Below are 23154 nucleotides of genomic sequence, written 5' to 3'. Positions count from 1 at the left end.
GGAGTCGTCCCCCCGGGCGCGCTTCACTTCGACTTCTTGAGCAATCCAAGCAGGACCAGGCTTTCGCCGGTCGCAACGAGCGCGTCTTCGCGTGATCGCGGCGTCCAGCCAAGCAGGCGCATGGCCTTGGCGCTCGTCGCGTTCCTGGCTTTGCCCAGTTCCGACACGATCTGGGCCGCCTGGCCGTCGAACAGCCCGACGATCCGGACCAGCCAGTCCGGCAGCTCTCTTGTGGTAACCCGCGACGCCGCATTGCCGAGCCGCGCTTTCAGCGTCCGCGCGATCTCCAGCATCGTCATGAAATCGCCGCTGATGGCCAGGAACCGCTCGCCTTTGGCGGCAGGATTGGTCATGGCGCGCAGATGCAGGTCGGCGACGTCGCGCGCATCGACGACGCCGAACACCATGCGCGGCAGTCCGGGCATCTCGCCATCCATCAGCCGCCGGATGAAATCCGTCGATGTCGAATGATCCGGCCCCAGGACCGGCCCGAAGATACCGACCGGATTGACGACCGCCAACTCCAGTACGCCGCTTTCGCGATCGATGAAATCCCACGCTGCCCGCTCGGCCAGCGTCTTCGATTTCACATACGCGCTCACCTTCTCGTTCAGATCGGTCCAGTTCTCCTCCGTAAACGGACGTCCGGCGACCGGTGTCTGGCCATAGCCGACAGCGGCAAAGGATGAGGTGAGCACCACCCGTTCGACACCGGCATCGCGTGCGGCCCGCAGCACGCGCAATGCCCCTTCCCTGGCCGGGACGATCAGGTCGTCCTCATGCTTCGGCACGCCGGGCGGGAAAGGCGAAGCGACGTGAAGAACGTACCGGCATCCGGCGACCGCTTCGGGCCAGCCCGTGTCGCTCATGAGATCGGCATGCGCGAAGGAAAGCGCGTCGCCCGGCTCGGCACCGCCGACCTTTAGCATCGCAAGAACATCGGCTTCGCGCCTGGCCGAGCGCACCGTGGTGCGCACGCGGTAGCCAGCGTTCAGAAGCGCAAGGGTGCAATGAGCGCCAAGAAAGCCGGACCCGCCGGTCACAAGCACCAACTCGCCGCTCATGCCCCGCCTCCCGACAGCGGCTGTTCAAGCCGTCAAATAGCCACCTGCGTACCGATCTCCACGACGCGTCCGGTGGGGATCTGGAAATATTCCGTTGCGTCCGCCGCCGTGCGCGCCAGGCCGATGAACAGCCTGTCCTGCCAAAGAGGCATGCCGGAATTGGGGGAAGCCTTCAGCGAGCGCCGCGACAGGAAGAACGACGTCGTCATGATGTCGAACTTCCAGCCCTGCTTGCGGCAGATGGCCAGCGCGCGCGGAATGTTGGGCTGCTCCATATAGCCGAAGGTCAGCGTCACGCGCATGAACAGCTCGTTGACCGTCTCCAGCTTGACCCGCTCGCTGTCCGGCACCACCGGCTGCGGCGCCGTCACCACCGACAGGATGACGTTCTTCTCGTGCAGCACCTTATAGTGCTTCAGGCTGTGCATCAGTGCCGTCGGCGCGCTCAGCGGATCGCTGGTCAGGAACACGGCGGTTCCCGACACCAGCTGCGGCTTCTTCTTCAGAAGGTTGCCAGCCAGGAAATCGAGCGGGATCTCGTTGCGGCGGGTCTTGTCGAACAGGTAGCGGCTGCCGCGCACCCAGGTCCACATGCCGAGGATGATGGCGAAGGCAACCGCGAGCGACGCCCAGCCACCCTCGAACACCTTGACGATGTTGGAGGCGAAGAAGCCAATGTCGATCAGCGCGAAAACCACTGTCAGGGCGACGGCAGGCCAGATGTTCCACCTCCAGATGCGGGTCATGACGATGAACAGCAGCGTCGTCGTCACCAGCATGTTACCGGTTACCGAGATGCCGTAAGCCGAGGCGAGCTTGCTGGATTCGCCGAAGCCGACCACCAGCAGCATCACCACAAGCGCCAACAGCATGTTGACACGCGGCATATAAACCTGGCCGGACTGCTTTTCGGACGTATGGAGAATCTCGAGCCGCGGCAGCATGTTGAGCTGCACGGCCTGCCGGGTCAGCGAATAGGCGCCGGAGATCACCGCCTGGCTGGCGATGACCGTCGCCGCAGCCGCCAGCACCACCATCGGGATCAACGCCCAGCCCTCGTTCATCTCGAAGAACGGGTGACCGACGGTGCCGCCCTTGGCGAGCACATAGGCGCCCTGCCCGGCATAGTTCAAAAGCAGGCAGGGAAACACGATCGCAAGCCAGGCCAGGACGATCGGCTTGCGGCCGAAATGGCCGAGGTCAGCGTAAAGCGCTTCGGCGCCAGTGACGGCCAGAAACACCGCGCCGACAGTGACAAAGGACACGTCAGGCGAATTGATGAAGAAGGCCACGATGTAGTGCGGGCTGATGGCCCAAAGGATTTCCGGATCGTCAATGATGTGATTGAGCCCGGACAGGCCGATGGCGAGAAACCAGACTGCCGTCACCGGACCGAAAACCAGGCCCACACCGCCGGTGCCGAAGCGCTGGACCGCAAACAGCATCGCAAGGATCAAAAGCGTCAGCGGCACGACATAGGGCTGGAAGGCCGGTGTGACGACATTCATGCCTTCGACCGCCGAAAGCACGGAGATAGCGGGCGTGATGACCGCGTCGCCGAAGAACAGCGATGCGCCCACGATGCCGATGGCAAGCACGATCGCCGAACGCGCCGGGAAAGTTCCGCGCGCCAGGGCCATCAGGGACAGCACCCCGCCCTCTCCACGGTTGTCGGCGCGCAGCACGAACATGATGTACTTCACGGTCACCGTGATCGTGAGCGACCATATGATCAGCGACAGGACGCCGAGAATATCGGCGCGGTTCGCGACATCACCGCCGGAAGAGGCGTGCAGCGCCTCGCGGAACGCATAGATCGGGCTGGTGCCGATGTCGCCATAGACGACGCCGAGCGCGCCCAGCATCAGCACCTTGGTGCTGTGCTGCTCGATTTCAGGATGGCTCGATTGGTCGGCGGGTTCTGCCTCAGCACCATTGGCAAGGGCCATGGACGACACTCCGATAAACGCGCGGTGCTCTACGCTTGCTGCAGTGCAATATCAAGTGCCCTTGCGTGAGGGCTCCCATGCCGCCGGCGCACGGCTTTTGGTCTACGGACCGGCCCGCGTTTGTTCATCCCGCGCAAGTCGCTCTCGTTCAGATGGCCACTTGCGTGCCGATCTCGACCACTCGCCCGGTGGGGATCTGGAAATACTCCGTCGCATCCGCCGCCGAGCGAGCCAGCCCGATGAACAGCCTGTCTTGCCAAACGGGCATGCCGGAATTGGGCGAAGCCTTCAGCGAGCGTCGCGACAGGAAGAAGGACGTGGTCATGATATCGAACTTCCAGCCCTGCTTGCGGCAGATTGCCAGGGCCCGCGGGATATTCGGCTGCTCCATGTAGCCGAAAGTCAGCGTCACGCGCATGAACAGCTCGTTGACCGTCTCCAGTTTGACGCGCTCGCTGTCCGGCACCACCGGTTGCGGCGCAGTCACCACCGACAGGATGACGTTCTTCTCATGCAGCACCTTGTAGTGCTTCAGGCTGTGCATCAGCGCCGTCGGCGCGCTCAGCGGGTCGCTGGTCAGGAACACGGCCGTGCCCGACACAAGCTGCGGCTTTTTCTTCAGGAGATTCGCCGCCAGGAAATCGAGTGGGATTTCGTTGCGGCGCGTCTTGTCGAACAGATAGCGCGTGCCACGGATCCAGGTCCACATGATGAGGCCCATGAGGCACGCCACCGTGATCGACACCCAGCCGCCTTCGACGATCTTGACGACGTTGGCCGAGAAGAAGCCGAGATCGATGACGCCGAAGAGCAACGCCAATGCCAATGCGGCCGCGACCTGCCATTTCCAGAGCCAGCGCATCACAACGAACAAAAGGATCGTCGTCATCAGCATCTCGCCGGTGACCGAAATGCCGTAGGCCGACGCCAAGGCGCTCGAGCTACCAAAGCCGACGACCAGCAGCATCACGCCGAGCGCGACCAGCAGATTGACCCGCGGCATATAGATCTGGCCGCTCTGCATCTCGGATGTGTGCTGCACCTCGATGCGGGGCAGAAGGTTGAGCTGCACGGCTTGCCTGGTCAGCGAGAAGGCGCCGGAGATCACCGCTTGGCTGGCGATGACCGTTGCGGCTGTCGCCAGGCCGACCATCGGCATCAGCGCCCATTCGGGCAGCATCTGAAAGAACGGATTGGTGGGCTTGCCGCCATGCGAGAGCACGAAGGCGCCCTGCCCGAAATAATTCAAGAGCAGGCAAGGGAAGACGATTGCGAACCAGGCCATCACGATCGGCTTGCGACCGAAATGGCCGAGGTCGACATAGAGCGCCTCGGCCCCGGTCACCGCCAGGAACACGGCGCCGACGGTAACGAAGGCGCCTGTCGGCGTGGTGGCGAGATAGTAGATCGCATAATACGGATTGATCGCCAGGAAGACGGACGGATCGTCGACGATGTGATAAAGGCCTGCTGCGCCGATCGCCAGGAACCACGTCGCCGTCACAGGTCCGAACACGGCCGCCACCTTGCCGGTGCCGAAGCGCTGCACGGCGAAAAGCACCGCCAGGATGACCAGCGTGATCGGAACCACGAAGGCATCGAGCGCCGGCGTGACGACTTCCAGGCCTTCGACCGCCGACAGCACCGAGATCGCCGGCGTGATGATCGAATCGCCGAAGAACAGCGCCGCACCGCAAAGGCCGATCACCAGGATGAGCTTGGAACCCGGCGGGTAGGCGCTGCGCGCCAGCGCCATCAGCGATAGGGTGCCGCCCTCGCCCTTGTTGTCGGCCCTGAGCACGAAGGCGACATATTTGATCGTGACGATGATAGTCAGCGCCCAGACGATCAGCGACAGCACGCCGAGGACGTCATTGCGGGCAACCGAACTCGAAGACGCGTGCAGCGCCTCGCGAAAGGCGTAGATCGGGCTCGTGCCGATGTCGCCATAGACGACGCCCAGCGCGCCAAGCATGAGCACCTTGGTGCTGTGCTGCCGCTCGGTTTCGGCATGGCTCGGACGCTCGAGGGATTCCGTTTCACTGGCGTTGGCTAGCACCATGAACCCCACTTCACCGAATTCGTCACGCTCCGAGGCCGCCGCGACGCGGGCGGCAGACCAAGACTGTCGAACTACCCAAAGTCCCCTACCATCCGCAGGCCTTCAAGAACCGCCCGACCGTGCCGGCCATGCCATACTCCAGCGCATCGGCTGTCAACCCATGTCCGATCGATACTTCGGCCAATGCCGGGATGCGTTTGGCCAATGGCGGTAGGTTCTCGACGGTCAGATCGTGTCCGGCATTGACGCCGAGCCCCGCCTTGAATGCTGCGTCAGCGGTTTTTCCCAGTCTTTCCAATTCTTTGGCCGCCTTTGCGGAATCGGAATGAAAGCCTCCATAAGGGCCGGTATAGAGCTCGATGCGGTCGGCGCCGGTGTCGCGCGCCGCATTGACCCCGTTCGGATCCGCATCGGAAAACAGCGACACGCGGAACCCGCTTTTCTTCAACCGTTTGACGATCGGAGTCAGGAACGCCGCCTGAGCGACGAAGTTCCAGCCATGGTCGGAGGTTGCCTGCGCCGGGTCGTCCGGCACCAGCGTCACCTGCTCGGGCTGGTTCTTCTCGACCAGAACCAGGAAATCCTCGGTCGGATAGCCCTCGATGTTGAACTCCGCCGTGGGGAATTCGTCGTCGATCAGAGCCCTGATCTCCGGCAGATCGGAATGCCTTGTGTGCCGCTCGTCGGGCCTGGGATGCACCGTCAACCCATGCGCGCCGGCGGCAAGGGCAATACGGCCAATTCCAATGACGCTCGGCCACGGCAGGTCGCGGCGGTTGCGCAGCATGGCGACGGCGTTGAGATTGACCGAAAGCTTGGCGGGCATGAGCTGGGGTCCAGTGGATCGGCGGGCATCTATAGCGCCTTTGACGGGAACAGATAGGGGGTTTCGCGTGTTCCAGGGGACAGTTGGAGGCTAAGGTGAGGATTTGCAGTGAATTTCCTTGAAGCCGTGCCGGCCATCCGCCGCATCGAGACCAACCGCGACGCGCTTTTCGCCATCGACGTCGTCGGCGATGTCTCGCCGGCCGATGCGGAAAACCTGTTCGGCCTGCTGGAAGCCGCCTACGCGCTGCATCCGAGGATCGACGTGCTGATCAGGCTGACCGACGAGGAAAGCGTCGACTGGGCCAATATCAAGCAGGACACGCTCCGGCAGGGCGTGGCCGACGCGATGGAACATGTCGTGCGCTGCGCCGTCATCGGCGAGCCGAGTTGGGCCTCCCTCGTCGCGGGCGTGTTCCCCAAAACGCTGCCTTTCGAAGTCAGGCGCTTCGATGTCGACGATGAGGAAGCAGCCTGGCAGTGGCTTGGCGCAAGGCCGACCTGATGGCCAAAAACCTCAGCGAACGATTGTCAGCCGCTCGGCGGCGCGGGTGATTGCCGTATAAAGCCAGCGCTGCCGGGTCTCCTTGAAGGCCCAACTCTCGTCGAACAGCACGACGTCGTTCCACTGCGAGCCCTGCGCCTTGTGCACGGTCAGCGCATAGCCATAGTCGAAATCGTCGAAGCGCTTCTTCTGCTGCCAGGGGATCTCGGCATCCGGATCCTCGAACGCCGCCTTGAGCAGCTTGATCTTGGCGACACCGCGGTCGGGATCGTCCTCCTCCGGCGAAACCAGCAGGTTGATGCCGGGCTTCACCGTCTCGCGCGACGAGGTCATCACCTTCCACAGCGAGCCGTTGAGCAGCCCCTTGGCCGGATCGTTGCGCAGGCAGACCAGCTTGTCGCCGGCCTGCGGAAAGTCGGCGTTGAACCCTTTCAGCTCGCGCAGCCTTTGATTGTAGCGCCGGCGTGTGCGGTTGGTGCCGACCAGCACCTGGTCGGCCTTGAGCACCAGGTCCTGGTTGACTGCTTCCCTGCCGATCACCTGCGCCGTGCCGTAGTCGCCATGCATGAATTCCCGGCCCTCGCGCACGTCGAGCGCCAGCCGGATGATCGGATTGTCGCGCGCCTGGCGGTGGATTTCCGTCAACAGCACATCAGGCTCATGCTCGGTGAAGAAGCCGCCGCCTGAGATCGGCGGCAGCTGGGCCGGATCGCCAAGCACCAGGATCGGTGTGCCGAAACTCTGCAGGTCGCGGCCGAGCTGCTCGTCGACCATCGAGCATTCGTCGATGACGACGAGCTTGGCGCGCGAAATCGGGCTTTGCCGGTTGAGTGAAAAGGTCGGCGACATCGAGGTCTTGCCGGTCACCTCGTCCTCGACCGATTCCTCACCCTTCGGTCTGTAGATCAGCGAATGAATGGTGCGGGCGTTGGTCGCGCCCTTGGAGCGCAGCACCTGCGCCGCCTTGCCGGTGAAGGCGGCGAACTGCACCTGGCCGTCGACATGCTCGGCAAAATAGCGCGCCAGCGTCGTCTTGCCGGTGCCGGCATAGCCGAACAGCCGAAAGACCTGCGGCCGGCCCTCCTTGAGCCAGCGTCCGACCGCCTTCAGAGCCTCATCCTGTTGGGGAGAAAATTCCATCTGTCCGACAGACCGGATTCGCAAGCGAAAGACAAGATTGGCCGCAATACCGACCGTTGTCGGCGACAAAGCGGCCACCTTCGATAGCCCAGGCTATCAGCCGGAAATAGGAACGTAAAGAGAACAAAGACGATCTACCGGCTAGCGCCCGGATCATTCTCCAGCAGGATCGGCTTGCCATGCGGCGTTGCGTGCGCGGCGCGCTCCCAGGCGGCGGCAAGCTCATCGACCTCGCCTTTGCGGGCGACACCCTTCCTGCACAAGAGCTTCTCCAGCGCCGCCAGCCAATGCTCGTAATAGTCGTGGCCGTCGCTCGCCGCGCCAGGTTGCTTCACCTCGGCCGACAAGGCCTCCGCCCATTCGCTCCACGAAAACAGGCCCTTGTCGTGCAGCGCAACGGTTAGGGCGAAGGCTTCGGCCTGCCACGGCTCGGCGAAGACGGGCTCGTCGAACCCCGCCGGCAAGGCGCCTTCATGCCGGCTCAAGATAGCTCTCCCAGGCATCGATCGAGACGCTGAGCGTCGGATCGGCGCCCTCGCCCCAGATTTCGGCTCCGTCGAACACCACGGTATAGACCCATTGCGGGTTCTCGCCCTTGCCATGCGCATTGCTGTCCGGAAAGACGAAGCCGCCGCGAACGGCCTCGATCCTCCCGGTCTTGTCGCGCGCGTAGCGCGGCAGGCGCGTATGGCCGGTCGGATTGAAATTCTTCGTCCGCACGCGATCGCCCGCTTGGAACCGTGCCGGCGTAGCGACAGGCCGGTCGCACGGCCCGCCCTTGGCGAGCACCGCCGGCACATCCGCTGCCTTGAGCACCCTTTTTGGCGTCGAGGCCGCATCGACCGCTCTGCCGGCGGCAAGGTCGCGCTCGGTGACGAAGCCATGGCGCTTCAGCAGCGTTTCCAGCGCCTTGATCCAGATCTGGTAGTAGCTCGACGAATAGTAGTCGGCGGGATGCAGCGATTCCCGCGCATGCCGGCTTTCATCGATGTTCCAGGCACCCATGGAGCCGGCGGTGAGCGTCACGCCCAACGCCCGCCTTTCCCATGCCGCGTGGAAAAAGGGCTCGTCCTTCTCGGGCGCGACCGGCCCGAAGCCCATCTGTCCGCCGAGATCCTGCGGCCCGTTCATGCCGGCTCCCTTTCCGGCTCTTTGGCCAGCGCCGTGCCGATCATCGCGTCGCGGCTGACCAGCTCGGCGAGCTGCTCCTCGCTCCAGCCTTCCGTTCCTCGGGGTCGCATCGGCACCACCAGGTAGCGAAGCTCGGCGGTCGAATCCCACACGCGGATCTTCTTGTCCTTGGGCAGCGTCAGCCCGAATTCCTCGAGCACGCCGCGCGGATCGATCACCGCCCGCGAGCGGTAAGGCGGCGCCTTGTACCAGACCGGCGGCAGGCCGAGCACCGACCACGGATAGCAGGAGCAGAGCGTGCAGACGACGAGATTGTGCGTCTCCTCGGTGTTGAACACAGCCTGCATATGCTCGCCCTGGCGGCCGGTATAGGAGAGCGACTGGATCGCGGCGGTGGCGTCGCGCTTGAGCCAGTCGGCGTAGGCCGAATCGTTCCAGGCTTTCGCCACCACCCGTGCGCCATTGCGCGGGCCGATCTTGGTCTCATAGGTATCGACGATGACGTCGATCGCTGCCGGATCGATCAGCCCTTTCTGGGTCAGGATCGTCTCCAGCGCGCGCACGCGCGCCGCGAACGGGTCGAGCTCGTTGTCGTGGTGATGATCGTGGGTCATGCCCTGAAGACTAGGATCGGCTGCCGTTGGCCGCAAGCGCGAGGCCTTGGGCCAGTGGAACTGGAGCGAAACTGAGGCTTCCCTCCAGGTTTGTTTTCCGAGGCATGATCTTGATGCAACTTTTCGGGATCATGCTCCTACTCGGCCGCCACCTTCTTCGGCTCCGACTCGCCGTCGAACAGCGAGCCCTGCTCGCCGCCTTCCACCAAATGCAGCGCCGGCTGATTCCTTCTCGACGAGAAGCTGAGCAGCCAGCCCGAGAAATTCTCGAAATAGACGTAGATCACCGGTGTGACGAACAGCGTCAGCGCCTGCGAGGCGAGCAGGCCGCCGACCACCGCGATGCCGAGTGGCTGGCGCAATTCGGCGCTGGCGCCGGTGCCGAGCGCGATCGGGAACGTGCCCATGAGCGCGGCAAGCGTCGTCATCATGATCGGCCGGAAACGCATCAGGCAGGCCCTGTGGATGGACTCCTTCGCCGACATGCCCTGTCGCCTCAGCTCCAGCGCGACGTCGACCATCATGATGCCGTTCTTCTTGACGATGCCGATCAGCATCAGAATGCCGATCACCGCGATCACCGAAAGATCCATGCCGGCGAAGCGCAGCGCCACCACCGCGCCAAGCACCGCTGACGGCAGGCCGGTGAGGATGGTGAGCGGATGGATGAAGCTCTCATAGAGCATGCCGAGCACGATGTAGATCGTGAGAATCGCGCCGCCGATCAGCAGGCCCTGGTTGGCCAGCGAATCCTGGAAGGTCTTGGCGGTGCCGGCAAAGCTCGTCGAGATCGCCGTCGGCATGCCGATCTGCTCCTTGAGTTGCTCGATGCGAGTCACCGTGTCGCCGAGCGACACTCCCTGTGGCAGGTTGTAGGAGATCGTCACCGCCGGCAGCTGTCCGAGCTGGTTGATCGTCAGGGCGCCGGCCGTGCGGTCGACGCGGGCGAAGGCGCCCAGCGGCACCAGGGTGCCGCTCGACGTCCGCATCTGGATGGCCAGCATGTGTTCCGGCGACCATTCGATCTTGGGGTCGAGCTCGGTGATGACCTCGTAGCTGTCGGCCGAACCGAAGATCGTCGAGACCTGGTCGGTGCCGAAGCCTCCGTAAAGCGCGGAGCGCAGCGTGTCGGTGTCGATGCCGAGCTGCGCGGCCTTGTCGCGGTCGATCACCAGCGATGCCTGCAGAGCGTTGTTCTGCAGGTCGCTGGTGACGTCGGTGAACATCGTGTGGTCCGCGGCCATGGCATCATTAAGCTTTTGTGCCCAGACGTCTGTCTGCTTGGTATCGAGCCCCTGAACCACGAGTTGGTAGGCGCTGGCTGACGACCGCGAGCCGAGCCTGAGGTTCTGCACTGGCTGCATATAGGTCTCGATGCCCGCCACGCCGGCCAGCTGGCGTCTCAGATCCGCAAGCACCTTCTCGATGTTGGGGCGCTGGTCCTTGCCTTTGAGCTGGACGAAGAGTTGCCCCTGGTTGAGCGCGTTGTTGCCGCTGCCGGCCGACCAGGCCACATGGTCGACATAGGGCGACTTCGAGAACACGCTGGCCACCTGCCCTTGCAGCTTCGCCATGGCGTCGAACGAGATGTCCTGGCGCGCCATGGTGGTCACCGATATCTGGCCGATATCCTCCTGCGGGAAGAAGCCCTTCGGCGAAACCTGGATCACCCACACCGACGCCGCGGCAGTGGTGATGAAGACCAGAAAGATCAGGAAGGTATGGCGCAGACAGAAGCTCAAGAGCCAGTCATAGGCACGGGTGACGATGTCATGCCTGCCGGCGCTATGCGCGTCGCGATCAGCCTTGGTCACCGACAACAGCCGGGAGCAAAGCATCGGCGTCAGCGTCAGCGAGACGAACATCGAGGCCAGGATGGCGACGGTCACCACGACGGCGAATTCGTTGAAGATGCGGCCGATGACGCCGCCCATCAAAAGCACTGGAATGAACACCGCCACCAGCGAGATCGAGATCGAGATGATGGTGAAGCCGATCTCGCGCGCGCCCTTCAGCGAGGCGTCGAAGGCCGAGAGCCCATCCTCTTCCATGTGGCGGAAGATGTTCTCCAGCATGACGATGGCGTCGTCGACGACGAGGCCGACGGCCAAAGTCAGTCCCATCAGCGAGATGTTGTCGATGGAAAAGCCGAACAGGAACATCGCGCCAAGCGTGGCGATCAGCGAGATCGGCACCGCCACTGCCGGGATGATCGTCGCCGTCACCCTGCGCAGGAACACGAAGATCACCATCACCACGAGCGCGATGGTCAACAGCAGCGTGAACTGAACGTCGTCGACGGCCTGGCGGATCGAGGTCGAGCGGTCGTTGAGCAGCTTGATCTGGGCGGCGGCCGGCATCTGGTCCTGGAAGGATGGCAGCATCGCCTTGACCTTGTCGACGACGTCGACGGTGTTGGCATCGGGCTGGCGCTGCACCGCCATGATGATCGCGCGGGTGCCGTCATACCAGCTCGCCGTCGTCGTGGTCTGCACGGAATCCACGACGCGGGTCACCTCGCCCAGCCGCACCGGATGGCCGTTCTTCGTGGCGATGATGAGGTTGGAGAAGCCGGCGGCGTTGGTCAGCTGCGTGTTGGCGGTGATCGTCAACTGCTGCTTGTTGTTCTGCAGCACGCCGAGCGGCGTGTTGCTGTTGGCCGAGGCGATCGCCGCCTGCAGCTGATCGATGGAGATGCCGCGCGCGGCAAGCGCGGACGGATCGATCTGGATGCGCACCGCGTATTTCTGCTGGCCGAAGATCGACACCTGGGCCACGCCGTCGATGGTCGACAGCGAAGGCGAGATGACATTTTCCGCGAAGGCGTCGAGATCGGTCAGCGGGACCGTGTCGCTGACCAGCGACATCAGAAGGATCGGCGCGTCGGCCGGATTGACCTTGCGATAGCTCGGTGGCGAGGTCATTTCCGGTGGCAGGGATCTTTGCGTGCGCGCGATCGCCGCCTGCACGTCGGCGGCGGCGGCATCGATGTCGCGGTTCAGCACGAACTGGATGGCGATCGATGTCTGGCCGAGCGAATTGGTGGTCGAGATCGAATCGATGCCGGCGATCGTCGCGAATTGCTTGATCAGCGGCGTCGCCACCGATGTCGCCATCGTCTCCGGCGACGCGCCGGGCAGGCTGGCCGACACATTGACCACCGGAAATTCGGCGCTGGGCAACGCCGCCACCGGCAGGAACTTATAGGCAAAGATACCGCCCAGAATGAGGGCGAACGACATCAGCAGCGTGGCGACGGGCCTGCGAATGCAGAATTCGGAGATCATTGGGCAGCCCCGCCGGCCTTGTCTGCCTCCGCGACCTTCGGTGACGCCTGGTCACCGGATCCGACCGCGGCCTTGCCTTCATGCACCGTCGCCCCATTCTTCAACCGCGTCTGGCCCTCCACGACGACCTTCTCGCCGCTCTTGAGACCATCGCTGATGGCGCTGTTCTGCCCCTCCGTCAGCGCCACCTGCACCGGACGCATCTCCACGGTGTTGTCAGGCTTGACGACATAGACGAAGGGGCCCTTCTGACTGGGCTGCACCGCGACCGTCGGCACCGAGGTCATGTGCGGCATCGTGCCGGCATCGAGCACCACATTCACATATTGCCCCGGCCACAGCGAAAGATCCGGATTCGGTATGCTCGCCCGCGTGGCGATGGTGCCGGAAGCGGTGTCGACGCTGGAATCGACGAAGTCGAGCGTGCCCTTGCCGATGGGCGTGGGGTCACCGTCCTTGGTCAGCACCACGTTGCCTTGCTGCGGGTCGGCGAGCGCCTTGTGCAAAAGGGCGAGATTGCTTTCCGGCAGCGTGAAATTCACCTGCAGCGGGTCCATCTGCGTGATGGTGACCAGCGGCGTCGAACTGCTCGAGTTGCCATTGCTGGTGGTAACGAGATCGCCGACCGAGACGTTGACGGCGCCGAGCCGGCCTGAGATCGGCGCGGTGATGGTCGCGTAGCTCAATTGTACGGTGTCGGCGTCGATCGTCGCCTTGTCGGCATCGATGGTCGCGGCCGCGGCTTTCTGCGCCGCCAGCGCCTGATCGTAGGTCTGCTGCGTGCCTGCCTGCTTGGCGACAAGATCCTTGGCGCGCTGCAGGTCGGCCTGGGCGCTCACCAGCATCGCCTGGTCCTTGGCGAGCGTCGCCTGATCCTTGGCTAGCTGCGCCTTCAGCGCGCGATCATCGAGCGAAATGAGCAGATCGCCGGCCTTGACCATCTGCCCGTCCTTGACCGCGATCGACACGATCTGGCTGGAAACACGGGCATTGATGTTGACCACCTCCGGCGAGGACACGAAGCCGATGGCATAGCGCCGGATCGGAAAGTCGGCGGTGGTCGCGACGGCGGAGACGATCGAGGCGGAACGCGGACCGCCGCCTTTCGCGTTGTCGCCTTTCGCATTGTCCGGGGCGCTGGCCGTCTTGTCGCCGCTCGCCGTCTTGTCGGTGGCGGTCGCGTCAGCCTGCTTGCCCGAAATCAGCTGCTGGACCCTGGTCAGCGTTGTGGGCGAATAATAGAGCCCCGCGGCCGCCAGGCAGGCGACCGCAACAACTGCAAAGGCGATTTTTCCGCGCATCGACAATATGCCTCTCACCCGACACGCCGGACCCGGTGGTCTATCCTAGCTCGATCCACGGCGCCTTGCCGCGATTTTCGCCGAATAGATAGGACAAGGCTTTGGCGGAAAAGGGCCAAAACGCGGCATTACGAAGATTTAATGTGCAGTGCACAAAAGCTGGGCAGCCGGCTAACATGCCGCAGCCGGACCGCTCCCCGGTCCGAAAATCAGCTCAGCGGAGCATCGGCCACAGCGTTGCCGCAAGCAACACGCCCGTGGCGATATTGAACCATTTTAGCCGCACCGGGTCCGACAGGAAGCCGCGCAGCGCCGTACCGAAACCCGCCCAGACGGACACGCTGGGCAGGTTGACGATGGTGAAAGCGATCGAGATCAGCGCCACCGAGACGAACGGGTGATCGGCATTGCTGTAGACGGCCATGGCGGTGATCGCCATCACCCAGGCCTTGGGATTGACCCACTGGAATGCAGCGGCGTCGATGAAGCGCATTGGTCGCCCCCCCGCCCCTTTTCCATCACTGATCGAGCGCGACATGGCGATCTTCCAGGCGAGGTAGAGCAGATAGGCTGCGCCCGCGATCTTCAGCGCCGTATGCAGCACAGGAAACGCCGTCAGCACCGCGCCGAGCCCGAAGCCGACGGCCAAAAGCAGGATCAGAAAGCCGATGCTGATGCCCAGCATGTGCGGAACCGTCCTGACGATGCCGAAATTGACGCCGGAAGCGAGCAGCATGAGGTTGTTCGGCCCCGGCGTGATCGACGTCACGAAAGCATAGACCAACAGAGCAAGGAATGCGTCGAGCGACATGTTATCCTCCCGGATATGTCAGCCTTATTGTCCTTTTTTGGCGGACGCGCAAAAGCCACCGGCGGGGGGACTGCCGGACCAGAGACAAGACTGAAAGTGTCTGAGCGATGCCTGCCTTGCTTACATCCCCTGCGGGCCGCGGTTCATCGCAGCGACGCCGGTGCGGCAGATTTCTACCAGGCCAAGCGGCTTCATGATGGCGATGAACTGGTCGAGCTTGGAGCCCTTGCCGGTGATCTCGAAGATGAAATGCTCGGTGTTGGCATCGATGACCGAGGCGCGGAAGGCATCCGCGAGCCGAAGCGCCTCGACGCGGGCGTCGCCCGTGCCGGCGACCTTGACCAGCGCGAGCTCGCGTTCCAGCGGCCGCTCTTGCCCAAGCTCATGCGAGCGCACGGTCAGGTCCACCACACGATGCACCGGCACGATGCGCTCGAGCTGATGCTTGATCTGCTCCATCACATGCGGCGTGCCGCGCGTCACGATGGTGATGCGCGACAGATGCTTCTCGTGCTCGGTCTCGGAAACGGTAAGGCTTTCGATGTTGTAGCCACGGCCCGAGAAAAGGCCGATGACGCGGGCGAGAACCCCCGGTTCGTTGTCGACCAGGACGGAAAGCGTATGGGTTTCCGGCTTCTCGGTTTCCTTGGCGATGAAATAAGCCGAACCGGTCGGCTGGAGCTGTGCGTTCATGACATGAATCTCTATTTCAGACTTTTGAGCTAATTCTCTGCTTGCGCACGGCTTTCTCGCGCAGCCCCGTCTTGTGGGTACCTACACCAGTTCCCTGCCCTTGGCGTCGATGGCGTTGGCCACCGCCTCGTCGGTCGCCTCGTCCGGCAGAAGCATCTCATTATGCGCCTTGCCCGACGGGATCATCGGGAAGCAGTTGGCCAAGGTCGCCACGCGGCAGTCGAAAAGAACCGGCTTCTTCACCGAGATCATCTCGCGGATCGCGTCGTCGAGCTCGTCCGGCTTGTCGCAGCGTATGCCGTGGCCGCCATAGGCCTCCGCCAGCTTGACGAAATCCGGCATCGCCTCGGTGTAGGAATGCGACAGCCGGTTGCCGTGTAAGAGCTGCTGCCACTGGCGCACCATGCCCATATACTGGTTGTTCAGGATGAAGATCTTGATCGGCGCCTCATACTGCACCGCCGAGCTCATCTCCTGCATGGTCATCTGCACCGATGCGTCGCCGGCGATGTCGATGACCAGCGCATCTGGATGCGCGATCTGCACGCCGAGCGCGGCCGGCAGGCCATAGCCCATCGTGCCCAGGCCGCCCGATGTCATCCAGCGGTTCGGCTTGTCGAAATGATAATGCTGCGCCGCCCACATCTGGTGCTGGCCGACCTCGGTGGTGATGTAGGTGTCCATATCCTTGGTCAGCGCATAGAGCCGCTGGATCGCATATTGCGGCATGATGACGTCGCTGTTCATCTTGTAGGCCAGCGAATCCCGCGCGCGCCATTTCGCGATCTGCTCCCACCACGGATAGAGCGCCTTCTTGTCGGTCTTGGCGGTCGCCCGCCACAGCCGCACCAGGTCTTCCAGCACGCGGCCGACATCGCCCAAGATCCCGATATCGGCATGCACGTTCTTGTTGATCGAGGACGGGTCGATGTCGATGTGGATCTTCTTCGAGTTCGGCGAGAACGCGTTGAGGCGGCCAGTGATGCGGTCATCGAAGCGCGCGCCGATGCAGATCATCACGTCGCAATCATGCATCGCCATGTTGGCTTCGTAGGTGCCGTGCATGCCGAGCATGCCGACCCAGTTCTTGCCCGATGCCGGATAGGCGCCGAGACCCATCAGCGTCGAGGTGATCGGGAAGCCGGTGAGGTCGACCAGCTCGCGCAGCAGATGGCTGGCCTCCGCGCCGGAATTGATGACGCCGCCGCCCGAATAGATGATCGGCTTCTTCGCGCCGGCCATCAGCTCGACGGCAGCCTTCACCTTTTCCAGGTCGCCCTGGACCTTCGGCTGGTAGCTGGTGCGCGGCGCCGTCTGCGGCGGCACGTAGATGCCCTTGGCGAACTGCACGTCCTTCGGGATGTCGACCACCACCGGGCCGGGGCGGCCCGTCGTCGCGACATGGAACGCTTCATGGATGGTGGCGGCGAGCTCGTTGACGTCCTTCACCAGCCAGTTGTGCTTGGTGCAGGGCCGCGTGATGCCGACCGTGTCGCATTCCTGAAAGGCGTCGGAGCCGATCAGCGATGTCGGCACCTGGCCGGTGAGGCAGACCAGCGGAATGGAATCCATCAGCGCGTCCTGCAGCGGCGTCACGGCATTGGTGGCGCCGGGGCCGGACGTCACCAGGAGCACGCCGGCCTTACCGGTCGAGCGCGCATAGCCTTCGGCCGCGTGGCCTGCGCCCTGCTCGTGCCGGACCAGGATGTGCTCGACCTCGTCCTGTTGAAAAATTTCATCGTAAATCGGGAGAACCGCGCCGCCCGGATAGCCGAAGACGTGCTTGACGCCGTTGTCCTTCAGCGCCTGCACCACCATTTCGGCACCTGTCATTTCGCGCCGCTCGTTCTGTCCATTGCTCATCGGTCTGGTCCCGTACTGTTTCGCCGTTTGGCGATTGCTGGTCGTTTAGTTGGATTGGAGGCAATAAAAAAGGCCCCCGAGGGAGCCTGTGTGGTGCGCATGGGAGGTTTTCGCCCGGCGGTTACACCGCCTTGCCCACGCGCCAGCCTACGAGAATGAGTGCCGTTTTCATGGGCGCGGACAATAAGGGCGAAAACGCTGGCTCGTCAATGGGGTCCGGCGCGAATTCACCCGCCTGTGAGAAACGGCGCTGTTTCGCGCTACCATAGTACAGTTGAGCGCCCGCCGCCGAGGCACCAGTATGTGCCGATGCATGTCGCCCCAAGGGTGGAGCGGTTTGGGACACGACATGCACTATGATGTGACGTTGGCTGCGAGGAGGACGCATGGCTGGCGAACGGGAGCATATCCGCGAGATCGAAGAGGTGCTGTCCGGCGCGCGATCGGTCCGCGACGATATCGTGGTTCAATCCTGGCTGCGCTGCATCGATACGCATCGGCTCGACCCGGCACGTCCGACGGAAGCCTACATCGTGCCCGATACACAGTTGCGCGAGCATCGCGAGCAGTCCGAAAGACTGATCGCCATTGCCCGCAGCGGGCTGGAGACATTGTTCAAGCAGGTGGCCGGCCAGAGCTACGTCCTGCTGCTGGCCGACGCGAAAGGTGTCACCGTCGACTTCCTCGGCGACCCGCTGTTCATGGACCAGTTGCGCACGGCCGGTCTCTATCTTGGCTCCGAATGGTCGGAGAGCCGCACCGGAACCTGCGGTGTCGGCTCCTGCATCGTCACGGGCGAGGCGATGACCATTCACCAGACCGACCATTTCGATACCACCCACACGCCGCTCTCCTGCACCGCCGCGCCGATCTTCGACACCAAGGGCGAACTGACCGCCGTCCTCGACATATCGCTGCTGCGCTCGCCGCAGCCGAAAGTCAGCCAGAACCTTGCCCTTCACCTGGTGACGGCGTCTGCCCGGCGCATCGAGCTCGCCAATTTGATGGCGCAGATGCATTCGGAATGGGTGCTGCGCTTCTCGCGCTCGCCCGAATTCCTCGATGTGGATCCGGAAGCAGCCATCGCGCTCGATGCCTCGGGCCGCATCCTCGGCACCACGCGCGGCGGGGCGCTGCTTCTGGCGCAGGCCGGAGGCGTCGACTGGAGGCTCTCCTCGCCGATCGGTCAGCCGATCTCGCGTTACCTCGACATGGATATCGACGACTTGCCGAACTTGACGCGCGGGCGCCCGACCGAGGAGCGGCTGGTGTTCGGCCGCAACGGCAGCGCGCTGTTCGCGCATGCCATCGAGCCGCAGCCGCCGAGCGGACGCCGCGCCCCCGTCGAGGCGCTGCCGAAACCCATCGCAGAGCTTTCCGGCGGCGACCCGGCCATGGCGGCCATGCAGGCGCGGGCCGCCAAGCTGGCGCGCACCACCATCCCGATCCTGATTCATGGCGAGACCGGCTCCGGCAAGGAATATCTCGCCCGCGCGCTCCACAACAGCTCCGGGCGCTCCGGCCCGTTCGTGGCCATCAATTGCGCGGCCATTCCCGAACACCTGATCGAGAGCGAGCTGTTCGGGCACGCCGCCGGCGCCTTTACCGGCGCCACGACCAAGGGACGCAAGGGGCTCATCGAGAGCGCCGACGGCGGCACGCTTTTCCTCGACGAGATCGGCGACATGCCCTACGCGCTGCAATCGCGCCTGCTGCGGGTGATCGCCGAGCGCGAGCTGATCCCGGTCGGCGGCACAGCACCTCGGCGTGTCGACATCAAGATCATCTCCGCCTCGCACCATGACTTGCGCCGGCTGGTTGCCGAGGGCCGTTTCCGCGAGGATCTGTTCTACCGGCTGAACGCCGCTGCGCTGACGTTGCCGGCGCTGCGCGAGCGCACCGATTTTGAATGGCTGCTGGAACGGCTGGTCGGCGAGCGGGCGCGCCTTGCCGGTCGGGCGGCAAAACTGTCGCCGGCGGCGCGGCTGGCGCTGATCCGTCATGGCTGGCCGGGCAACATCCGCGAGCTCGTCAACGCCGTGGATCTGGCAGTGGCGCTTTGCGACGACGAGACGATCCAGCCTTCCGACCTGCCCGAGTTCGCCATGGCGCGCGTGGAGCCCCCGGCTCCTTCCGCTAGCCTAGTCGCGCTGCGCGCCCCCTCGCCCGAGGAAGAGCGCGCAGCCCTGCTGGCCGTGCTGGCGGCGACCGGCTGGAACATTTCCGAAGCCGCGCGGCGTCTCGGCGTCGACCGCACCACAGTCCATCGCCGCATGAAGCGCCTGCGACTGGAGGCGCCGAACTGACATTACACGGGTGTGGCGCGCCGTAGCGCGTGCAACAGGAAATGCAACAGGCAAGGCGCCGCAAGAGCGTCCTAACGGATTGATTCCATTGATAGCACCAGATGAGCGCCACGGTTGGCACGCCGCTTGCTGCTCATGACGCACTCTAGCAAGTGGAGGAGAACAAATGCTCGAGAGAACACCCACCACCAAGGCACAGGCGCTGCTCGACAAGTTCGGCAAGGCGCTGGAAGCCGGCGACATCGACAGCGCCGTCAACTGTTTCCAGGCCGACTGCTACTGGCGCGACCTCGTCACCTTCACCTGGAACCTGAAGACCATGGAAGGCCAGGATCAGGTTCGCGACATGCTGCAAGCGACGCTGGCCAACACCAAGCCGACCGCATGGGCGGTGGCCAAGGGCGAAGAAGCGACCGAGGACGGCGGCGTCATCACCGCCTGGATCACCTTCGAGACAAGCGTCGCGCGCGGTTTTGGCCTTGTGCGGTTCAAGGGCGACCTGATCTGGACCCTGCTCACCACGATGGCGGAGCTGAAAGGGCATGAGGAGAAAGCGGGCTTCACTCGTCCGCTCGGCGCCAAGCACGGGCACGGCAAGGACCGCAAGACCTGGCGCGAGGAGCGCGACGACGAGATCGCCGAGCTCGGCCATACGAAGCAACCCTATGTCGTCATCATCGGCGGCGGCCAGGGCGGTATCGCGCTCGGCGCCCGGCTGAAGCAGCTCGGCGTGCCCACCATCATCATCGAGAAGAACGAGCGTCCCGGAGACTCCTGGCGCAAGCGCTACAAGTCGCTCTGCCTGCACGACCCGGTCTGGTACGATCACCTGCCCTATATCGACTTCCCGAAGAACTGGCCGGTCTTCGCGCCGAAGGACAAGATCGGCGACTGGCTGGAGATGTACACCAAGGTGATGGAGTTGAACTACTGGTCCTCCACCACTGCGAAGTCCGCCAGATACGATGAGAAGACGAAGGAATGGACCGCCGTCGTCGAGCGCGACGGCAAGGAGATCGTGCTCAAGCCCAAGCAGTTGGTGCTGGCGACTGGCATGTCCGGCAAGGCGAACTGGCCGAAATACAAGGGCCAAGACATCTTCAAGGGCGAGCAGCAGCACTCCTCGACCCATCCCGGCCCGGACAAATACCGCGGCAAGAAGGTGGTGGTGATCGGCTCCAACAACTCGGCGCACGACATCTGCGCGGCATTATGGGAAGGCGGCGCCGACGTGACCATGGTGCAGCGGTCATCGACCCATATCGTCAAGTCGGACACGCTGATGGATATCGGGCTTGGCGCGCTCTACTCCGAGCAGGCGGTCGAGAACGGCATGACGACGCGCAAGGCCGACATGATCTTCGCCTCGCTGCCCTACCGCATCCTGCACGAATTCCAGATTCCACTTTACCAGCAGATGAAGGAGCGTGACGCGAAATTCTATGAAGACCTGGAGAAGGCCGGCTTCATGCTTGACTGGGGCGATGACGGCTCCGGCCTGTTCATGAAATATCTGCGCCGCGGTTCCGGCTATTACATTGATGTCGGCGCTTGCGATCTCGTCATCGACGGCTCGATCAAGCTGAAGAGCGGACCGGGTGCGGCGGTGCAGGAACTCACCGAAACCGGCGTCAAATTCGTCGACGGCACCGAATTGCCGGCCGACCTTGTGATCTATGCCACCGGCTACGGCTCGATGAACGGTTGGGCCGCGGACCTCATCTCGCAGGAAGTGGCTGACAAGGTCGGCAAGGTTTGGGGTCTCGGCTCCAACACCACCAAAGACCCGGGTCCCTGGGAAGGCGAGCAGCGCAACATGTGGAAACCGACGCAGCAGGAAGCGCTGTGGTTCCACGGCGGCAACCTTCACCAGTCGCGCCACTATTCGCAGTATCTTGCGCTGCAGCTGAAGGCCAGGCAGGTCGGACTGCCGACGCCCGTCTACGGGCTGCAGAAGGTCTATCACAAGGCTTGACGCCGGACGCTGTCCATAGATGGAAGCCCGGCCTCGGGCTTCCATCTATCCTGCCTGAGCTTCGGGCAGGTCCACATGGTCGCAACTTGCTGGCTATCGATCTTTCCCTATCCGCTTCCAGTAGATCAGCGTCCCGGTCAGTCCGCCATGCGGCTTCAGCGCAAAGTCGGGGATCTCGCCGGTCAGCGTGAAGCCGAGCTTCTCATAAAGCCCCGCCGCGCCTTCCTCGCTTGCCGTGTCCAGCACGAGCAGCGTGCGGCCCTTCTCGACCGCCAGTGCCTCCGCGGCGCGCATCAGGCTCGTCGCGACGCCTTTGCCGCGATGGTCCCGTCTGGTCATCAGCTTCGCGATCTCGGCGCGGTGCGGCTGGTTGGACGGAAGGTCGAGCAGCAGTGTGACGGTTCCTGCAAGCACCCCATCCTGCCATGCGCCCAGCACCGCCCTTTCCCCGCGCGCGGCCGCGGCAAGCGACTTGCGGCAGAAATCCAGTGCCGCCTCCGCCGGCAATGGATGCATGAAGCTCACCGATCCGCCCGCGGCGACGGTTTCGATCAACAGATCGGCGAGCATCGCAATGGTCGCAGCATCGTCGCTCAACACCCGGATCTCGAGTGCGTTCATGCTGGTGTTCTCCAAGGCGATGCGACATCGGGAAAGGTCATTCGAAATGGCTGCTCCGCCTGCGTCGCCGCGCCCGCCGGATTTCGGCGATCCGGTCGGCGTCGTCCGCGCTGAGATGGCGGCCGCGCTCCAGGATCTCGAGCGTGTATTCCTCATAGGTCAGCCCGAGCCGCTCGGCTCTTTCCAGCCGCATCAGCATGATGGCCTGGCTTGGCGCCTTCCAGGCCTTGTCGTGGGCGGCGCGCCAGGCGAGGAAGACGTAGGCGTCGCCCTTGCCCCAGGGCGGGCCTTCATAATCGTCGAGCGGCGGCCCGCCATTGTGCGAGCGGTTTGGTCCCCTGGGCATTCAGATCAGTCCCTGACCAGCGCCACGAGATACTCCGCCGCAGCCGGTCCGGGAGCATGAAAGACGCAATCCGCCGGCGCCCCCAGCGCCAGGCAGTCGCCTGGCTCGAGCCGGTGCACCACATCACCCTCGGTGAAATCGAGCCTTCCGTCGATCAGCCATATCTGCTGCTTGATGAAAGCGTAGGACGCGGCCGGAAGGCTGACCTTGGCGGCCGCCGGCAAGCTGACCCTGATCAATTCCAGCGGCATCTGCGAAGCCGGCGACAGATGCCGCCTTATGTAGCCGGTTGCCGGATCCTGCCACACCGGCTGCTCGTCCCAGCGCGAAACGCCGCCCCCTTGCAGCTCGGCCCGCGCGATCAGCGTCGACAGTGTCATGCCGAAGGCGGCGGCGATGCGCACCAGGAGCGCCGCGGTAGGACTGGTGGTGCCGCGTTCGATGGCGCTCAGCATCGCCTTGGATACATCCGAGCGCCCCGCAACCTCGGCCAGCGACCAGCCCCTCACCATCCTTTCGGAGTGTATCCGCCGGCCGATCGTGGCAGTGATGTCATTCGATATATCGTTCATTCGTCCAATATATCGGAATCGCGGAGTCTGGGAAGAGGGCTATTCGATCGAATTGTCGCGACCGGCTTAACACCGCCTACACCATTCGA

Annotated in this window: 19 protein-coding genes; 3 read left to right on the top strand and 16 right to left on the bottom strand. The window is 63.8% G+C overall.

The genetic code is table 11. The features are described 5' to 3' along the window. Positions 1-23: 23 nt before the first annotated feature. From E5X34_RS22615 to E5X34_RS22600, 4 genes are all read right to left on the bottom strand, one after another. Positions 24-1064, bottom strand: a complete 1041-nt coding sequence (locus E5X34_RS22615; protein ID WP_292569057.1) for an aldehyde reductase — start codon at positions 1062-1064, stop codon at positions 24-26. 32 nt (positions 1065-1096) lie between these two features. Then, entirely contained in the window at positions 1097-3013 is a 1917-nt protein-coding gene (locus E5X34_RS22610; protein ID WP_292569054.1) for a potassium transporter Kup, read from the bottom strand. Between the two features lie 148 nt (positions 3014-3161). After that, the gene (locus E5X34_RS22605) at positions 3162-5075 is read right to left on the bottom strand and encodes a potassium transporter Kup (protein ID WP_292569051.1); all 1914 of its coding nucleotides are present in this window, start codon (positions 5073-5075) and stop codon (positions 3162-3164) included. Positions 5076-5160: 85 nt separating this feature from the next. Beyond that, on the bottom strand, positions 5161-5901 hold the full coding sequence (locus E5X34_RS22600; protein WP_292569049.1) for a pyridoxine 5'-phosphate synthase: 741 nt from the start codon (positions 5899-5901) through the stop codon (positions 5161-5163). Positions 5902-6009: 108 nt separating this feature from the next. Between E5X34_RS22600 and E5X34_RS22595 the strand changes: the two genes are divergently transcribed. Continuing rightward, positions 6010-6405, top strand: coding sequence for an STAS/SEC14 domain-containing protein (locus tag E5X34_RS22595; RefSeq protein WP_126082070.1), 396 nt, complete (start codon positions 6010-6012; stop codon positions 6403-6405). Positions 6406-6417: 12 nt separating this feature from the next. On the opposite strand, the gene E5X34_RS22590 is transcribed toward E5X34_RS22595, so the two are convergent. The 9 genes from E5X34_RS22590 to E5X34_RS22550 all read right to left on the bottom strand — a co-directional run bounded on the left by E5X34_RS22590 (position 6418) and on the right by E5X34_RS22550 (position 17245). Then, complete coding sequence (locus tag E5X34_RS22590) at positions 6418-7545, bottom strand: ATP-dependent RecD-like DNA helicase (RefSeq protein ID WP_126082069.1); 1128 nt, start codon at positions 7543-7545, stop codon at positions 6418-6420. Between the two features lie 134 nt (positions 7546-7679). Continuing rightward, a complete protein-coding gene (locus tag E5X34_RS22585) occupies positions 7680-8030 on the bottom strand; it encodes a nitrile hydratase accessory protein (RefSeq protein ID WP_292569047.1) in 351 nt (116 codons plus the stop codon). After that, positions 8017-8676 (bottom strand): nitrile hydratase subunit beta, encoded by a 660-nt coding sequence (nthB, locus tag E5X34_RS22580; protein WP_292569045.1) that lies wholly within the window; start codon positions 8674-8676, stop codon positions 8017-8019. The genes E5X34_RS22585 and nthB overlap by 14 nt, the downstream gene beginning before the upstream one ends. After that, positions 8673-9290 (bottom strand): nitrile hydratase subunit alpha, encoded by a 618-nt coding sequence (gene nthA, locus E5X34_RS22575; protein ID WP_292569043.1) that lies wholly within the window; start codon positions 9288-9290, stop codon positions 8673-8675. Before nthA ends, nthB begins: the two co-directional genes overlap by 4 nt. Positions 9291-9427: 137 nt before the next feature. Next, complete coding sequence (locus E5X34_RS22570; RefSeq protein WP_292569041.1) at positions 9428-12577, bottom strand: efflux RND transporter permease subunit; 3150 nt, start codon at positions 12575-12577, stop codon at positions 9428-9430. Beyond that, positions 12574-13878 carry an efflux RND transporter periplasmic adaptor subunit gene (locus E5X34_RS22565; RefSeq protein ID WP_292569039.1) on the bottom strand — a complete coding sequence of 435 codons (1305 nt, stop codon included), beginning with the start codon at positions 13876-13878 and terminating at the stop codon, positions 12574-12576. Before E5X34_RS22565 ends, E5X34_RS22570 begins: the two co-directional genes overlap by 4 nt. 214 nt (positions 13879-14092) lie before the next feature. Next, positions 14093-14689, bottom strand: coding sequence for a LysE family translocator (locus tag E5X34_RS22560; protein ID WP_292569036.1), 597 nt, complete (start codon positions 14687-14689; stop codon positions 14093-14095). A gap of 120 nt (positions 14690-14809) precedes the next feature. After that, on the bottom strand, positions 14810-15382 hold the full coding sequence (gene ilvN / locus E5X34_RS22555; protein ID WP_042644054.1) for an acetolactate synthase small subunit: 573 nt from the start codon (positions 15380-15382) through the stop codon (positions 14810-14812). A gap of 81 nt (positions 15383-15463) precedes the next feature. After that, a complete protein-coding gene (locus tag E5X34_RS22550) occupies positions 15464-17245 on the bottom strand; it encodes an acetolactate synthase 3 large subunit (protein ID WP_292569034.1) in 1782 nt (593 codons plus the stop codon). 386 nt (positions 17246-17631) lie between these two features. Between E5X34_RS22550 and E5X34_RS22545 the strand changes: the two genes are divergently transcribed. Next, entirely contained in the window at positions 17632-19551 is a 1920-nt protein-coding gene (locus E5X34_RS22545) for a sigma-54-dependent Fis family transcriptional regulator (protein ID WP_292569032.1), read from the top strand. A gap of 166 nt (positions 19552-19717) precedes the next feature. Further along, positions 19718-21526, top strand: coding sequence for an NAD(P)/FAD-dependent oxidoreductase (locus E5X34_RS22540; RefSeq protein ID WP_292569030.1), 1809 nt, complete (start codon positions 19718-19720; stop codon positions 21524-21526). 93 nt (positions 21527-21619) lie between these two features. On the opposite strand, the gene E5X34_RS22535 is transcribed toward E5X34_RS22540, so the two are convergent. Genes E5X34_RS22535 through E5X34_RS22525 form a run of 3 tightly spaced genes read right to left on the bottom strand, consistent with a single transcriptional unit; the run spans position 21620 to position 23065 of the window. Continuing rightward, positions 21620-22147, bottom strand: a complete 528-nt coding sequence (locus E5X34_RS22535) for a GNAT family N-acetyltransferase (RefSeq protein ID WP_292569028.1) — start codon at positions 22145-22147, stop codon at positions 21620-21622. 37 nt (positions 22148-22184) lie between these two features. After that, positions 22185-22493 (bottom strand): hypothetical protein, encoded by a 309-nt coding sequence (locus E5X34_RS22530; RefSeq protein ID WP_292569026.1) that lies wholly within the window; start codon positions 22491-22493, stop codon positions 22185-22187. A 5-nt stretch (positions 22494-22498) separates the two neighbouring features. After that, positions 22499-23065: an XRE family transcriptional regulator gene (locus E5X34_RS22525; protein WP_292569024.1), complete on the bottom strand. Its 567-nt coding sequence runs from the start codon at positions 23063-23065 to the stop codon at positions 22499-22501. Between the last annotated feature and the right edge of the window lie 89 nt (positions 23066-23154).

This window comes from Mesorhizobium sp. (assembly GCF_004963255.1).
Taxonomy (GTDB): Bacteria; Pseudomonadota; Alphaproteobacteria; order Rhizobiales; family Rhizobiaceae; genus Mesorhizobium.
The sequence above is the reverse complement of the archived record's forward strand: the minus strand, read 5'-3'. Positions and strand labels throughout refer to the sequence as shown.

Excerpts from the sequence above, each read along its gene's own strand:
- E5X34_RS22610 (WP_292569054.1), bottom strand. The coding sequence starts at position 3,013 with ATGGCCCTTGCCAATGGTGCTGAGGCAGAACCCGCCGACCAATCGAGC.
- E5X34_RS22605 (WP_292569051.1), bottom strand. The coding sequence starts at position 5,075 with ATGGTGCTAGCCAACGCCAGTGAAACGGAATCCCTCGAGCGTCCGAGC.
- E5X34_RS22565 (WP_292569039.1), bottom strand. The coding sequence starts at position 13,878 with ATGCGCGGAAAAATCGCCTTTGCAGTTGTTGCGGTCGCCTGCCTGGCG.
- E5X34_RS22560 (WP_292569036.1), bottom strand. The coding sequence starts at position 14,689 with ATGTCGCTCGACGCATTCCTTGCTCTGTTGGTCTATGCTTTCGTGACG.
- ilvN (WP_042644054.1), bottom strand. The coding sequence starts at position 15,382 with ATGAACGCACAGCTCCAGCCGACCGGTTCGGCTTATTTCATCGCCAAG.
- E5X34_RS22530 (WP_292569026.1), bottom strand. The coding sequence starts at position 22,493 with ATGCCCAGGGGACCAAACCGCTCGCACAATGGCGGGCCGCCGCTCGAC.
- E5X34_RS22525 (WP_292569024.1), bottom strand. The coding sequence starts at position 23,065 with ATGAACGATATATCGAATGACATCACTGCCACGATCGGCCGGCGGATA.
- E5X34_RS22615 (WP_292569057.1), bottom strand. The coding sequence starts at position 1,064 with ATGAGCGGCGAGTTGGTGCTTGTGACCGGCGGGTCCGGCTTTCTTGGC.
- E5X34_RS22545 (WP_292569032.1), top strand. The coding sequence starts at position 17,632 with ATGGCTGGCGAACGGGAGCATATCCGCGAGATCGAAGAGGTGCTGTCC.
- E5X34_RS22600 (WP_292569049.1), bottom strand. The coding sequence starts at position 5,901 with ATGCCCGCCAAGCTTTCGGTCAATCTCAACGCCGTCGCCATGCTGCGC.
- E5X34_RS22570 (WP_292569041.1), bottom strand. The coding sequence starts at position 12,577 with ATGATCTCCGAATTCTGCATTCGCAGGCCCGTCGCCACGCTGCTGATG.
- E5X34_RS22590 (WP_126082069.1), bottom strand. The coding sequence starts at position 7,545 with ATGGAATTTTCTCCCCAACAGGATGAGGCTCTGAAGGCGGTCGGACGC.
- nthA (WP_292569043.1), bottom strand. The coding sequence starts at position 9,290 with ATGACCCACGATCATCACCACGACAACGAGCTCGACCCGTTCGCGGCG.
- nthB (WP_292569045.1), bottom strand. The coding sequence starts at position 8,676 with ATGAACGGGCCGCAGGATCTCGGCGGACAGATGGGCTTCGGGCCGGTC.
- E5X34_RS22535 (WP_292569028.1), bottom strand. The coding sequence starts at position 22,147 with ATGAACGCACTCGAGATCCGGGTGTTGAGCGACGATGCTGCGACCATT.
- E5X34_RS22550 (WP_292569034.1), bottom strand. The coding sequence starts at position 17,245 with ATGAGCAATGGACAGAACGAGCGGCGCGAAATGACAGGTGCCGAAATG.
- E5X34_RS22540 (WP_292569030.1), top strand. The coding sequence starts at position 19,718 with ATGCTCGAGAGAACACCCACCACCAAGGCACAGGCGCTGCTCGACAAG.